Genomic DNA, 14,796 nt, shown 5'->3' on the forward strand with positions numbered 1-14,796 from the left:
GCCCGGCGTCCCGGGCAGCCCTTCACCGTGTTGTGGGGCGGCTCAGCCCCGGGTGAGCTTCTTGTACGTGGCGCGGTGCGGGCGGGCCGCGTCCGCGCCGAGGCGCTCGACCTTGTTCTTCTCGTACGACTCGAAGTTGCCCTCGAACCAGAACCACTTGGACTCGCCTTCGTAGGCGAGGATGTGGGTGGCGACCCGGTCGAGGAACCAGCGGTCGTGGGAGACGACCACGGCGCAGCCGGGGAACTCCAGCAGCGCGTTCTCCAGGGAGGACAGGGTCTCGACGTCGAGGTCGTTGGTCGGCTCGTCGAGGAGCAGCAGATTGCCGCCCTGCTTGAGGGTGAGCGCCAGGTTGAGGCGGTTGCGCTCACCGCCGGAGAGGACACCGGCGGGCTTCTGCTGGTCCGGGCCCTTGAAGCCGAAGGCGGAGACGTAGGCCCGGGAGGGCATCTCGACCTGGCCGACGTTGATGTAGTCGAGCTCGTCCGAGACGACGGCCCACAGGGTCTTCTTGGGGTCGATGTTCGAGCGGGACTGGTCGACGTAGCTGATCTTGACGGTCTCGCCGACCTTGATGGTGCCGGCGTCCGGCTCCTCGAAGCCCTGGAGCATCTTGAACAGCGTGGTCTTGCCGGCGCCGTTCGGGCCGATGACGCCGACGATGCCGTTGCGGGGCAGGGTGAAGCTGAGGTCGTCGATCAGCAGCTTCTCGCCGAAGCCCTTGGAGAGGTTGTTGACCTCGACGACGACGCTGCCGAGCCGGGGGCCCGGCGGGATCTGGATCTCTTCGAAGTCCAGCTTGCGCATCTTGTCGGCCTCGGCCGCCATCTCCTCGTACCGGGCGAGCCGGGCCTTGGACTTGGCCTGCCGGCCCTTGGCGTTGGAGCGGACCCACTCCAGCTCTTCCTTGAGCCGCTTGGCGCGCTTGGCGTCCTTCTGGCCCTCGACCTTGAGACGGGTCTGCTTGGTCTCCAGGTAGGTGGAGTAGTTGCCCTCGTAGCCGATGGCGCGGCCGCGGTCGAGCTCCAGGATCCAGCCCGCGACGTTGTCGAGGAAGTACCGGTCGTGGGTGATGGCGACGACGGTGCCCGCGTACTTGGCGAGGTGCTGCTCCAGCCACTGCACCGACTCGGCGTCGAGGTGGTTGGTGGGCTCGTCGAGGAGCAGCAGGTCGGGGGCTTCCAGCAGCAGCTTGCAGAGCGCGACGCGGCGCTTCTCACCACCGGAGAGGTTGGTGACCTGCCAGTCCCCGGGGGGGCAGCCGAGGGCGTCCATGGCCTGCTCCAGCTGGGCGTCGAGGTCCCACGCGTTGGCGTGGTCGAGGTCCTCCTGGAGCTTGCCCATCTCCTCCATCAGCTCGTCGGTGTACTCGGTCGCCATCTGCTCGGCGATCTCGTTGAACCGGTTGAGCTTGCCCTTGATCTCCGCGACGCCGTCCTCGACGTTCTGCAGAACGGTCTTGGACTCGTCGAGCGGCGGCTCCTGGAGCAGGATGCCGACGGTGTATCCGGGCGACAGGAAGGCGTCGCCGTTGGACGGGTGCTCCAGACCGGCCATGATCTTCAGGACGGTGGACTTACCGGCGCCGTTCGGGCCGACCACACCGATCTTGGCGCCGGGCAGGAAGCTCAGCGTCACGTCATCGAGGATGACCTTGTCGCCGTGCGCCTTGCGCGTCTTGCGCATCGTGTAGATGTACTCAGCCAAGAGAAACCGTCCGGCAGATAAGAGTGGGCAGAGATACACCCCATCTTGCCGTACCGCGCTGCCGGGGCGAAAACCGGCGGCCCCGGCCGTCCCGCCGTCCCGGTCGCCCACGGCCGGTTCCCGGCCGGACCGCCCTCGGCGCGGGGTCGTCGTGCCGGTACGCGAACGGCCCCGAGGTGCCGGGAGGCTCCTCGGGGCCGCGGGGCCGGAGGGGTGTCCGTGTGCTCACGGGACCGGTCCGGACCGGCGCGGATTCACTCCGCGCTCAAGGGCGATTACTCTGCGGCGGCCGTCTTCTTCTTGCGGAGGAAGAAGACCGCGCCTCCGCCGAGCGCGACCAGGGCGATCGCGATTCCGGCGATCATCGGGGTGGCGCTGGAGCCGCCGGTCGCGGCCAGGTCACCACCGTTCGAAGAGCCGGTGGTGCCGGTGGTGGTGGAGCCGGTCGTGCCCGTGGTGCCGTCGGTGCCGCCGGTGCTGGTGCCGCCCGCGGTGTTCGGGGTCGGCTCGGACGACGGCTTCGGGGTCGGCTGGCCGGCCGGCTTGCAGTCCAGGACGCCCTTGAAGGTCTCCTTGAACCCGTCCGGGCCGGTGATGGTGATGTCGTACGCCTGGTCCTCTTCGACCGGCACGGTCACCGTCTTGGAGCCGCCCGCGGGGACGGTGTGCTCGGCGCCCGCGAGGGTGAAGGTGAACGGGGAGTCGCCCTTGTTGGTCGCGGTGACGTCGACGCCGTTCTTGTCGCAGTTCTCCTTGAAGGTGACGGCCGGGACGGGACCGGTCCTGGCCCAGCTCGCGGTGGCCACGGCGGTGACGTCGGAGTTGCTGGAGCCCGCCAGGATCATCGTCTGGCTGGTGCCTTCGAGCGGGGTGAAGGCGCGGCCGACCGGAACGGTCGTGCTTGCGCTGGCGTTCAGCTTCGCCGTGCCGTCGGGGGCGTCGGCGGGAACCTCGAAGTAGACCTTCTGCCGGTCGACGGCGCTGTCCAGCGGCTTCCCGGCCTCGTCCACGACCTTGACACCGATACCGGCGGCGTCGGGCGAGAGCTGCAGCGCCGCCTTGGCGGCGTTGGTGGTGACGGTCACCGGGCCGATGCGGGTGCCGGGCTTCCCGGAGACGGCGAGCGGAGCGAACGCGAGGGAAGCCTTGGGCTCCTCCAGTTCCTTCGCCTCCTTCTGCAGGTAGTCGGCGAGCAGCTCCGCGTTCGGGTCGGCGGCGGTGACATCGGCCTGGTCCGAGTAGCGCCAGATGGCGACCTGGGTTCCGGCGGCCGCGGTCTTCTCGGTGAGCGACCCGGGCTTGGCCCCGGCCTTCTGCGCCAGCGCCGCCAGATCGTCGACCTGCGGGAAGGAGTTCTGGAGAATCCAGCGGATCTTGCCCGCGTTCGGGTTCTTGTTGAGGACGCTCTCGTCCCAGGGGGTCTCCCGGTACTTCGTGCCGTCCTCGGTCGGGTTGTGGAGGTCGATGCAGTACGTCTTCAGCGTGCCGCCGCCACCGCCGGTCAGCTCGAAGAGACCGGCCGGCATCTTGAACGGTTCCTTGTCGCCCGGTGTGTGCAGCAGGGCGGTGTCGTAGACCTTCAGCCCGGACAGGGTGGCGACCGCGCCACCGGCGTGCTGGACGCCGTCGGTGGCGGCGGCCGCACCGGCACCGGTGAGAGCACCGGTCGCGACCAGGCCCGTCACCACGGCGGCAGCCGCGGCCCGGCGAGCGGCGGACCGCCCGCGCCCACCAACCGCAGACGACGCCGACGACACAGACGACGCAGAGAACAGTGCAAACACAGAAATCCCCTCCGGGCGAGGCTCGTTGCATGATGCGCACGATGCGTGTGGGGAGTAGGCCTCGCCTACAGACTCAAGTGCCCCGTGAGTACGGGGGGATCCTATGGACGCCGAAGCGGCGATATCCCCCGCCGTACCGTCATACAACCATTCCGAATCGGAATCGTTATCACCGATGGCCGTACCAACGACCCCACCCCCTTTCCTTATCGACAAATCTCCTGCGCCAGAATGGCTTGAACGGAGTGAACCTGGCCTTAAACACGCAGGTCAGTGCGGCAATCGCGGCTTTCGCAACAACATTGGACAAACACGGGGAGGATGCGCCGGGAAGGTCCGGTAAATCGCCCGGAGAACTTCCGGAGACGGTGTGAAGGCCTGCCCGGGAACGGGGGTTGCAGAGAGAATGCAACCTTTGGCGGCTGTCGGTCATCGGACGCCCGCGGGCAGTGACGGTCTCGGACCCCCGCTCACGCCTGTGCCCGTGCCCGTACCTGTGCGGCACCGGCGGCATCGGCGCCCGCGCCGCGGAGCGCCGGACGGGCACCCGCCGGACATCGGCGGGCCTGCGCAACGCGCCCACCGGCCCCGAAACGCCGCCCCCCTTCCCCGCCGCCTCTCCGCTGCCTCTCAGGACACGGCGGCGGGGGCGTCCGTCCCCGCGACGGGCCGGGTCGACCGGCGGAACGCCGACGTACCCCGGTTGAGGTCGTGTCCCACCGCGATCGCGTCGATATCGACGAAGACCCGGCGCCCCGAATCCCCCATCCGCCCGGGCCCGGCCTCCCGGACACCACCCGGTCCCACAGCGCCCACGGCTCCTTCGGCGCCCCCTTCCTCCCCCTTCCTCTCGACCTCCCGCACCCTCAGCCGCCCGTGGACCAGCAGGGGATCACCCACCGACACCGAACCCGACACATTGGCCGCAAGGCCCCGCCAGGCGAAGACCGTGTAGAAACTCGTGGGCCCGTCCGTCCAGACACTGCGCAGCCGGTCCCAGCGCCGCGGGGTCACCGCCATCCGGAACCGCGCCACCGGGCCGTTGACCGTCTCCCGGTACTCCACGCCCGTCGCCGCGTTGCCCACCAGCGTCACCGTCGTCTCGCTCATGACGTCCACTCCCCCTTCGGACCCCCTCGGGTCCTCGTCCCGGCCGAGCCCCTTCGGCCCACCCGCCGCGCGCCGGCCGGGCTCCTGCGCCGCAGCCGGTTCCGGCGCCCGTAGCGGTGCCGGAACCCCATGCTGGACCCGGTGGGAATTCCCCGCCGGGCCCTGTGGACTAGCGGCCGTTTGTGGAAAAGCCCGTCACCCCCAGAACAACTCCCCCGTCCCCGCTCCCCCGCCCGCCCCTGCCGCCACCGGTCCCGCGCGAACCGCCCAGCGCCGTACGGGTACCGCCGGCGACGGTCGCGTACTGCTCCCGTACCTCCCGATAGCGCATCAGCTCGCCCGCGACGGGGTCGAGCACCATCGCCCGCCCGCACCCCGCGGCCGCCTCCCGCAACCTGCGCCGCGCATCCTGCCCGTACCGTCGCGCGGGACCTCGTACCGCGGCCGTACACGCCCACTCCACCAGCGGCCCGCCGACGATTCCCGCGAGCATCAGCAGCGCCGGATAGACCAGTCCCGGCTGGAACACCCCCACGATCTGCCCCACCAGCCACAGCCCGCCGTAGATCTGCACCAGCGTCATCGAGGCCTGGGCCAGTACGGCCGCGGGCCACCAGGCCGGGCGCAGCGGCCGTTTCCCGGTCTCCGCCGTCTCCCGGACGGCCAGTTCGTCGAGGGCTTCCGGCAGCCCGTCCGAGCCCCGGACCGCCGCTTCGCGCACGGCCTGCGCCCAGGGCGCGGGCAGTCCCGACGCGGCCTCGTCGGCGACCGTACGCACCGCGTGCTCCACGCGCTGCCGGGCCGTCAGCTCCTCCTCGGCGGGCGTGCCGTCGGCGGGCCGCACCTCCCCGGGCATCCGCTTGCGCTCGTACCAGCGCCACAGCCGCAGCCAGGGCGTACCGCAGGCGCGGCCCGCATGCCTGCGCCACTCCCGTTCGGCGGCCTCGCCCGCTGCATCGGCGCCGACGGCCTCCGCGAGCCGGTCCGCGAAGTCTTCTCGGGCCCGCTCGTCGAGTCCCGTACGGCCGGTGGCCACATAGGCGCCCCGCAGTCCGTGGGCGGCGGCGTCCACATCGGCGGAGAGCCTGCGGGCGGCCGCCGTCCGGTCCCGTACGAACGTGCCGAGCAGCTCACGCAGTTCCCCGAGACCCACCCCGGTGAGTGCGGAGACGGGGAGGACGGTGGCGCCCGGGTCGCCGTGCTCGCCCAGGGCCATGCCGTCCTCGTCGAGCAGCCGCCGCAGATCGTCCAGGACCTGGTCGGCGGCGTCGGGGGGCAGCCGGTCGATCTGGTTGAGGACGACGAAGGTGACCTCCGCGTGCCCGGCGAGGGGCCGCAAGTAGCGTTCGTGCAGGGCGGCGTCGGCGTACTTCTCCGGGTCGACCACCCAGATCACGGCGTCGACGAGGGCGAGGACGCGGTCGACCTGGTCCCGGTGCTTGCGCAGCGCCGAATCGTGGTCGGGGAGGTCGACGAGGACCAGCCCCGAGAGTTCCTCCGCGCCGCCCGCGAGGGGCCGGCGCCGCAGCCGGGGCGGAATCGCGAGCCGGTCGAGCAGCCCCGCGGCGCCTTCCGACCAGGCGCAGGCGATCGGTGCCGAGGTGGTGGGGCGGCGCAGCCCGGTCTCGGAGAGCGGAACCTGCGCAAGGGCGTTGAAGAGGGTGGACTTGCCGCTTCCGGTGGCGCCCGCGATGGCGACGACGGTGTGCCGGGCGGAGAGCCGCTGCCGGGTGGCGGCCTCGCCGAGCACCCGCCCGGCTTCGGTGAGGGCGTCGTCGTCGAGGCGGGTGCGGGAGAGTCCGACGAGTTCGCGGAGGGCATCGAGCCGGTGGCGCAGCCCGCCGCCGTACTCCATCCCCGTCATCTCCGCGTCGTCGTCCGCGGGCACGTCCTGTTGCTCCGTCTCCCCTGCTCCCTCCGCCCTCCCTTCCGGCTTCTTCCCCTCTTCACTCCTTTCCTCCTGACTCCTTCCCTCCCGGCTCTTCCCGGTCTCCCGGCGGGGATCCTGGTTCGCGCGTCGGGCGATGAGCCCGTCGTCCCAGCGCCGCTCGTCGTTCTCCACGCCTCATCTCACCTTCTGTAGTACGGACAGCGCGGCGATCAGTTCGGCCTGCGGCTCCGGGGAGATGTCGAGGGCGTCGAGCGGTGCGAGGCGGCGGTCGCGTTCCCCGTCGAGTACGGAGCCGATGGCCGCGCCCAGGAGTTCACCGCCCCGGTCGCGGAGCCCGAGCGCGGTCCGGGCACCGATCCGCTCGGCCAGGCGTTCACCGGCGGAGCGGGCCCGGCGCCCGCCGAGGAGGGCGGCGGCGACCAGGGCGGCCACCGTCTCGGGGTCGGGTGCGGGGGTCCGGTCGACGCCCTGGACCTCCTCTTCCGCCAGCTCTTCCAGCTCGCGCCGCCATCGCCGGACGGCGATCCCCAGCCGTTCGGCGGCCTCCGGATCGGGGCGTGCGGCGGCGACCCCGGCCGCTGCGGGGTCACGGCGCCAGACGTCCCGTACCCGCTCGTCGGCGGCGGCCACGGAGCACTGCACCAGCGCGGAAAGGCTGCCGGTCAGAGCGTCCAGCAGTTCGCCGGCGGTGCTGTCGCGGGGGAAACCGCGCCACCGGGTCCGGGCGTCTCCGGCCAGTACGGCCCCGGCGGCGAGCTGCTTGTCGAGGCGGGCGCGCTCCCGCTCGTACGCCCCCTCGACGGCGCCCATCAGCCGTACGGAGGCGGCGTACTGCCCCGCGACGGCCGACGCCAGCTCGGGCATCCGCGCCCGGAGCGAGTCGATGACCCCGGTCGCGGTCCGCCCCAGCGCCTGCTGACGGGCGGCCGGGTCCTCGACGCGATGGGCCAGCCAGGCGTAGAGCGGCGCAACCGCGGTCCTGGGCAGCAGCCCGCTGCCGCCGCCCGCGGATTCGGGCAGTTCGGGGATGGTGAACCGGGGTACGTCCCCCAGCCCGGCCTTGGTCAGCAGGGCCGCGTACTGCCGTGAGACCTCGTCGATCACCTGGTGCGGCACCCGGTCGAGGACGGTGATCAGGGTGGCGTCGTACTCCTTGGCGGTACGGAGCAGATGCCAGGGCACGGCGTCGGCGTAGCGCGACGCGGTGGTGACCATCACCCACACATCGGCCGCGCAGATCAGCTCGGCGGCCAGCAGCCGGTTGTCGACCACCAGGGAGTCGATATCGGGTGCGTCGAGCAGCGCCAGCCCGCGGGGCAGCGCGGACGCCTTCTCCACCCGCAGCTCGGCCCGTCCGGCGGCGGGTGCGCCCTCGTTCTCCTCCTGGTGGGGCAGCCAGACCCGGGTGAGCCGGGGCAGTACCCGGGTGCCGCTGAACCAGTGGTGATCGTCGGGATGGCAGACGAGCACCGGTGTCCTGGTGGTCGGCCGCAGCACCCCGGCCTCGCTGACCCGCCTCCCGACCAGCGAATTCACCAGCGTCGACTTCCCGGCCCCGGTCGACCCCCCGACCACGGCGAGCAGCGGGGCGCCCGGGTCCTTGAGCCGCGGCACGAGATAGTCGTCGAGCTGCGCGAGCAGTTCCCCGCGCGTCTGCCGGGCCCGGGGCGCCCCGGCCAGCGGCAGCGGCAGACGCACGGCGGCGACCCGGTCCCGAAGGGCGGTCAGAGCATTGATCAACTGAGGCCGTGCATCCAAGGTCACCACATGTGAAGAATGCCCAATTTTTCAGCCATTTTGAAGCGTATGGGCATGTCTGCGCGCCGGTCGGACAGAGCGGACAGAGGGGATGAGTGCGGCGCAGGTATAACGAGTGCACAACATGCTCGACCGGAGGCGAGAAAAGCGCTGCGGGAATCGCACCTGCCTGCGATTATCGGTTCGCTTCACCGAACCTCCACATCGAGCCACGCAGGCGAAGCAACGGGGTCAAGGCAACGGGAGCTTTATCCTTGTCCCCGGCACGGCCACGGACCCTCACACTCCGTTTCTCCGCGGCCACCACGATCCGGCCCCCGTAGCTCAGTGGATAGAGCAGGCGCCTTCTAAGCGCTTGGCCGCAGGTTCGAGTCCTGCCGGGGGCGCTTACACAGCCTCACCAGCGCGAATGCCGGTGAGGCCTTCGCATGCCCACGCGCACATCGCACATGGGCCAAGCGCCTTGACCGCTCGCGCAGCGGGCGAGGGGCGTCCCGTACAGGTCACATGGTCCGGGCCGGAGAGGACCGGGGATGCTCCCCCGGAAGGTGCCGGCTACTCCGCACCGGCCCGTCGCCATTCCCGGTCGAGGATGCCGTGGACGATGGAGTCCCGCCACTTCCCGGCTTTGTGGACATGCTCACGGATCCGGCCCTCCTCCACCATTCCGGCGGCGGCCATCGTCGCCGCGCTGGCGGTGTTGAGCGGCGATCGGGCGCCCCAGATTCGGTGGAGGCCGAGCGTGTCGAAACCCAGAGACAACAGGAGCCGTACGGTCTCGACGCCGTACCCCCGGCCCCACACGTCGGGGCGGAGCGCGAAGCCGAAGGTGGCGCCGCGCTGTTGGTGCGGGTCGGTCGCGAGGCGGCCGAAGCCCACGAGCCGTTCGCTCTGCCGCTCGACGACGGCGACCGCGTATTCGGAGCGGGGGTCCGCTGTTGCCGATGCAACGGATCGCTGCACGATCTCAGCGACTTGGTCGCGGGTGCGGGGCTCGAAGCTGAGGTGGTGGGTGGCGGCGGGGCTGCCGTAGATCGCGAACACTCCGTCCACGTCGCCGGGGCTCAACTCCCGCAGGGCGAGACGCGGTCCGGGCAGGTGAACGGGTTGCATGACCGGAGCCTACTCGTCGGCCCCGGGCACGGTGCGAGAGCAGCGTTGGATGCAGCCGATGTCTCTATCCCTGCTGATGCCGGTCTCGCCGGGAATGCGGGATTTTCAGAAAGATCCAAAGGCTGCAGGAATGGACAGGATGGGGCCGGTGGGCAGTCGGATGTTCCGGTGATTCGGTCAACCTGCACCCGGCTTGAGTCATTCTTTGCCACCTCATAGTCTTTGCAGGGTTTTCCCTTGACCCTGTCCTGGAGGCGGGCCGTCGTCCCCGTTCCGCCGCAATCCTCAAGGGTCCGCCCCGGGCCCGGGAGGCCGGTGTGCAATGCCATGACAGAAGGAGTCTCGGCATGATCCGCCTTTCCAGGACGATTTCCTCAAGGTCGTTGGCAGTGGTGGGAGCGGCCGCGCTGTTCGGTGTGACGGTGCCTGCGCAGACGGCGCAGGCAGCGCATCTGACCTGCGGGCAGACGGTGACGACCAGCGTCGTCCTCCACGCCGATCTGCTCAACTGTCCCGGCGACGGTCTGGTCGTCGGCAGCAGCGGTATCACCATCGACCTCAATGGACACACCATCGACGGTGTCGGTCTGGGCGTCGGGATCCGGAACAACGGATTCGCGAACGCTGTGATCACCAATGGCAGCACCACCCAGGGTCGGGTGCAGCAGTTCGATCACGGGGTACAGCTCAATGCGGGCACCACTGGCAATATCGTCGAGAAGATCGCCGTACAGAGCAACGAATTCACCGGTATCGGGCTCAACACCGCTCACACCAACAACCGTGTGCGCAACAACCTCGTCGACCGCCAGTCGCACCGGGGTATCGCGATCACCGCGGCATCGAACGGAAATGTGATCACCGGCAATACGATCAGCGGTAACCAGGGCGAGGGCGTCTACGTTCAGAACTCCGCGAGCAACCATATCGAGGGCAATGGGATCAGCGGCAGCGGCGGCGTCGGGCTGGTTCTGGAGGGCTCTCGCGCCAACACCCTGCTGACCAACACCGTCGGCACCAGCGGCGATGCGGCAATCACTCTGCGGGTCGGCTCGAACGGCAACCTCGTCCAGGGCAACTCGTCGGCCCGGAGCGCGGACGCCGGGCTCATCGTCTCGGACTCTTCGGGGAACCGTGTCCTCTCCAACAGGCTCCAGGGTGCCGGTGACAGCGGAATCGTTCTCCAGGCGGCCCACAGCAACACGGTCAACGGCAACGACGTCCGCGGGAACACCGGCGGTATCGAGCTGAGCTTCTCCGACAGCAACGTGATCCACTCCAACAACGCGAGCAGCACCACCGGAGACGGGATCAGCCTGGGCAGCTCACTCCGGAACGACCTCCAGCTCAACCAGGCCAACGAGAACAACGCACGGGGCATCTACGTCACCGGGGACGCGGCCGCCGGGGCGGGCAACAAGCTGATCCGCAACACCACCAACACCAACAAGGGCGGTGGCATCGCGGTCTCCAAGGCCGCTCACACCATCCAGGCCAACACCGCCCGCGGCAACAACGGCTGGGGCGTCTTCGCCGACCCGGGCAACATCGACGGCGGCGGCAATCTGGCCAGCGGCAATTCCCAGGCCGGGCAGTGCTCAGGGGTCGTCTGCACCCCCTGACGCATAAGAGAGGGAGCTGTTACGCCCGACACCGCGTCGGTGTCGGGCGTAACGGCAGGGCGGGCGAACCGGGCACTCAGACCAGGTTGTGGCCCGGGAGGGTCGTACCGCCGGACCAGTCCACCTGCGGGAGCGCCGTGGACGGGACGATGGCGTTCGCGGCGGGCCAGCTGTTTCCGGAGAGATCGTTCCCGACGATCGCCGTGCCGGTGACGGCCCCGTTGAGCGTGATGCCGAACTGGGTCGCCGCGGTGCCCTTCACCCGGTTCCCCGTGACCGTGCAGTCCGTGGCAGCGCCCGCTACCCGGATCCCGGCGACAAAGGCCGCGCGCACGGTGTTTCCTGATATCAGGACCTCGGCGGCGGCCCGGGCTCCGTCACCGACGTAGATTCCGTGGTTCGACTTCGTTTCCCGTACGGTGTTCCCGGAGACGATCGCCCCTTGGCAGCCGGCGATATTGATACCGTTGGAGCCCGCGGCGAGGATCGTGTTGCCGTTGACGGAGACACCATCGGAATCCACGGCGTAGATCCCGGTACTCACGGTGGTATCGACGTGGTTCGCGCTGACGTTCGCTCCCGGCGCATCCCCGATATGGATACCGTTCCCGGAGATATTGCGCACGGTGTTTCCGGAGACGACAGCACCGGTGATGCGGTTTGCGGAGTTCCCGGCCACCCGGATCCCCGAGACCGCACAGTTCGTGATGACGTTCCCCTTGACCACCATGGAATGGGAGTTCGTACGCTGGGTGGGGGCGCTGACCGTGAGCAGGATCGCCGTCTGTCCGGTGCCGGTGATGACGTTGTCAGCGATGACGGAGTTGCGCCAGCAGAAGGCGCGGATGCCTTCCTGGGCGGCACCCTCGATACGGCAGCCGATGATCTGGATGTTGTCGTAGGTGCAGTCGACGTCCGAGGTATGGCTGCCGATGGCGCGTCCAGCCGCGGGCAGACGGCTGGAGGGGCCGAAGTAGCAGCCCTGGATCAGGATGTTCCGGCAGGTCGTCAGGTCGTACTGAGGGATCGAGGAGCTGCCGCTGCGGGCGATGTCGATCTGGACGGACTCCGAGAAGCCCCGGTCCTGCAGTTCCGAGTTGTCTTTGAAGCCCTCGAAGCGGGAGTTGAGGATCCGGCCGCCGTCGATCGCGTTGAACTCGACCCCGTGCGCGGAGGAGATATTGCGGATCACCACGTCCCGTACGGTGATGTCCCGGGCGTGGATGAAGGACATGACGTTGGTGGTGCCGGTGACCGTACCGACGCCCCCATCGGCCGCGTTGCCGTCCCAGATGCCGCCTTCGACGGTGATCCCCGAGTTTCCCGCATAGCCGGGGAAACTGTCGCCGGCCAGAAAGTTCCTCAGCACCCCGCGCGACGTGGCGACCGAGCGGACGGTGGCCCCGTAGGCGGAGATCGTCGTATTTCCGAACACCACGAGGAAGTTGTCAACGGCATAGATCCCGGCGGGGATGACCACTGTTCCGCCGCCGGCCAGCCGGGCGGCGTCGAAAGCGGACTGCATAGCAGTGGTGTCGATCGTCGTGCCGTTTCCCGTGGCACCGTAATCGCGGACGTTGAACACTCCGGGCTGAGCCGCAATCTGCACAGGTGAACCTTTCCGTCGTTCGAATGAATCAGCTCTGAATCGGACCTCGACAGCGCGATCATAGGACGGGTAACGGGTATCACCACGTAATTCCCCTGTGTCGAAGAGAAGTTGGAGTGAGGGGTGGAGTTGGAGCAGTTGGAGTTGGGGGAGGCGGAGGAGTGGGAGCTGAGGAGCGCGGCGGGGCGGGGACGGGGGCGGACTCACGGAGTCCGGATGTATATGTGCAGGTCAGAGCGGTGTTAACGGAGATGACAACGGTGACCGGTGCAGCCTTTGCGGCGGGCGCCGAGATGCGCTTCACTTCGCGGGCGGCATATACCCATGGGGGGTGTTCCGGGGTGGGGTGGCGTTGCAGGCCGTCCGTCCGTTCGGGCCGTTCGGGCCGTACCTCGTCCGCTGTTCCGTTCCTTGCTGAGGAGCACACCGATGGCATCATCCGGCACCACCGCACCGAACGAACCGCCCACCGTCGGCGACGGTCTCGCCCGAAGGCGCCTCCTCGCCCTGGCGGCGCCGGTGTTCGGGCTGCTCGTCGTCGGGCTCGACGCGACGATCCTGACCGTCGCCCTGCCGACCCTGGCGACCGAGCTGGAGGCGACCACCACCGAACTCCAGTGGTTCACCGACGGCTACACCCTCCCCTTCGCCGGACTCCTGCTGCCTCTCGGGGTCCTCGGCGACCGGATCGGCCGACGGCTCGTCCTCGTCGGCGGGCTGCTGCTGTTCGGGATCGGCTCCGCCATGGTCATGGGCGTCGACAGTCCCGAGGGCCTGATCCTGGCGCGGGTCGTCATGGGCGCCGGGGCCGCCGCGATCACTCCCCTCGCACTGTCGATCGTGCCGCTGATGTTCCCGCCGGAGGAGCGGTCCAAGGCGATGGCCGTCGCGACGGCGGGCTTCGCGCTCGGTCTGCCGCTGGGCCCGCTGGCCGGCGGCTGGCTGCTCAGCAACTTCTGGTGGGGGACGATCTTCCTGATCAACATCCCGGTGGTGGTGGTCGCCGTCGTCGGCATCCTGCTCTTCGTGCCCGAGAGCCGGGATCCGCACGCTCCGCGGCTCGACCTGATCGGTGCCGCGCTGTCCCTGGCGGGCGTCTCGGCGTTCGTCTACGGGGTGATCGAGGTGCCGAACCGGGGCTGGTCGGACCCGGTCGTCCTGGTCACCGCCGTCGGCGGAATCGTCCTGCTCGCGGCACTGCTGGTACGGCTGCGGCGGGCCCCCCACCCGCTGGTCGACCTCGGGTTCTTCCGCAACGCCCGGTTCACCTGGTCGAGCGTGGCGATCTCGGCGGTGATGTTCATCCTCTTCGGTGTGCTGTTCGCCGTACCGCAGTTCCTCCAGCAGGTGCAGGGCAAGGACGCCATGGCGACCGGGCTCCATCTGCTGCCGATGATCGGGACCCTGATCGTCGCCGCCGCGGCCGGCGGCCGACTCGCCGGCCGGTTCGGTACGAAGGCGATCGTCGCCACCGGAATGGTCCTCTGGGTCGCCGGTCTGCTCCTGCTGGCCACGGTGGACGCCGATACCGACTTCGCCGTCACCGGCACCGCGCTCGCCGTCATGGGCGCGGCGCTCGGACTCACCATGCCGACCGCCCTGGAGGCGATCCTCGGCTCACTCCCCGACCATCAGGTCGGCGCTGGGTCGGCTCTCGCCAACTCCATGCGCCAGATCGGGGCTTCGGTCGGTGTCGCGGTACTCGGCAGCGCCCTCAACTCCACCTACCGCCGGGAGATGTCGGAAGACCTGCCGCCCGCGCTGCCGGAAGCGGCCCGTACGGTCGCCGGGGACCATGTGGCGGGCGCCCTCCAGATCGCGGAGAAGCTGCCGGTGGAGCAGCAGGGTGCCGCAGTGGCCGCCGCGGCCCGGGGCGCCTTCGCCGCGGGAATGTCGACCGTGGCGCTGATCTGCGCGGGGCTCGCCGCCGTGACCGCGGTGCTGGTGGTGGCCCTGCTGCCGGCCCGGGCGGTACGGGATCCGGAGCCGGAGGACGGTGAGCGGGGACCGGAGGACGCCGGGAAGGCCCGACCGGGCGGCGGGGAGCCGGGACCGGGCGCCGGGATGCCGGAGCCCGCGGGCCTCGGGACGTGAAGGGCCGGGGCGCCGGGAGCCGTTAGTCGGGAGCGGAGAGCCGGGAGTCGGGAGTCGGGGGGAGCTTCGGCCCGGGGAGGAGGAACTTGGCCGGGGCTTGGGCCGGTG

Annotated in this window: 9 protein-coding genes and 1 tRNA gene; 3 read left to right on the forward strand and 7 right to left on the reverse strand. The window is 69.9% G+C overall.

The window, feature by feature from the left end:
* Positions 1-42: 42 nt before the first annotated feature.
* The 5 genes from ettA to B7R87_RS09565 form a co-directional block, all read right to left on the reverse strand.
* Positions 43-1,707 (reverse strand): energy-dependent translational throttle protein EttA, encoded by a 1,665-nt coding sequence (gene ettA / locus B7R87_RS09545; protein ID WP_006349248.1) that lies wholly within the window; start codon positions 1,705-1,707, stop codon positions 43-45.
* A 275-nt stretch (positions 1,708-1,982) separates the two neighbouring features.
* Complete coding sequence (locus B7R87_RS09550; RefSeq protein WP_100249216.1) at positions 1,983-3,482, reverse strand: LAETG motif-containing sortase-dependent surface protein; 1,500 nt, start codon at positions 3,480-3,482, stop codon at positions 1,983-1,985.
* A gap of 639 nt (positions 3,483-4,121) precedes the next feature.
* Positions 4,122-4,601, reverse strand: a complete 480-nt coding sequence (locus B7R87_RS09555) for a single-stranded DNA-binding protein (RefSeq protein ID WP_045853080.1) — start codon at positions 4,599-4,601, stop codon at positions 4,122-4,124.
* 169 nt (positions 4,602-4,770) lie between these two features.
* Positions 4,771-6,465, reverse strand: a complete 1,695-nt coding sequence (locus tag B7R87_RS09560; RefSeq protein ID WP_202488236.1) for a YfjP family GTPase — start codon at positions 6,463-6,465, stop codon at positions 4,771-4,773.
* Between the two features lie 201 nt (positions 6,466-6,666).
* Positions 6,667-8,259 (reverse strand): dynamin family protein, encoded by a 1,593-nt coding sequence (locus tag B7R87_RS09565; protein WP_078902357.1) that lies wholly within the window; start codon positions 8,257-8,259, stop codon positions 6,667-6,669.
* A gap of 304 nt (positions 8,260-8,563) precedes the next feature.
* Between B7R87_RS09565 and B7R87_RS09570 the strand changes: the two genes are divergently transcribed.
* Positions 8,564-8,636: transfer RNA gene (locus B7R87_RS09570), tRNA-Arg, on the forward strand.
* A gap of 169 nt (positions 8,637-8,805) precedes the next feature.
* Here the strand turns inward: B7R87_RS09570 and B7R87_RS09575 are convergent.
* Positions 8,806-9,363 carry a GNAT family N-acetyltransferase gene (locus B7R87_RS09575; RefSeq protein ID WP_006349243.1) on the reverse strand — a complete coding sequence of 186 codons (558 nt, stop codon included), beginning with the start codon at positions 9,361-9,363 and terminating at the stop codon, positions 8,806-8,808.
* A gap of 422 nt (positions 9,364-9,785) precedes the next feature.
* Between B7R87_RS09575 and B7R87_RS09580 the strand changes: the two genes are divergently transcribed.
* The gene (locus B7R87_RS09580) at positions 9,786-10,985 is read left to right on the forward strand and encodes a right-handed parallel beta-helix repeat-containing protein (RefSeq protein WP_233168797.1); all 1,200 of its coding nucleotides are present in this window, start codon (positions 9,786-9,788) and stop codon (positions 10,983-10,985) included.
* Between the two features lie 76 nt (positions 10,986-11,061).
* On the opposite strand, the gene B7R87_RS09585 is transcribed toward B7R87_RS09580, so the two are convergent.
* Positions 11,062-12,594, reverse strand: a complete 1,533-nt coding sequence (locus B7R87_RS09585) for a right-handed parallel beta-helix repeat-containing protein (RefSeq protein WP_130584612.1) — start codon at positions 12,592-12,594, stop codon at positions 11,062-11,064.
* Between the two features lie 429 nt (positions 12,595-13,023).
* Between B7R87_RS09585 and B7R87_RS09590 the strand changes: the two genes are divergently transcribed.
* Positions 13,024-14,688, forward strand: a complete 1,665-nt coding sequence (locus B7R87_RS09590) for a DHA2 family efflux MFS transporter permease subunit (protein ID WP_006349240.1) — start codon at positions 13,024-13,026, stop codon at positions 14,686-14,688.
* Positions 14,689-14,796: the final 108 nt, after the last annotated feature.

Origin of the sequence: Streptomyces tsukubensis (genome assembly GCF_003932715.1) — a bacterium.
GTDB lineage: Bacteria > Actinomycetota > Actinomycetes > Streptomycetales > Streptomycetaceae > Streptomyces > Streptomyces tsukubensis.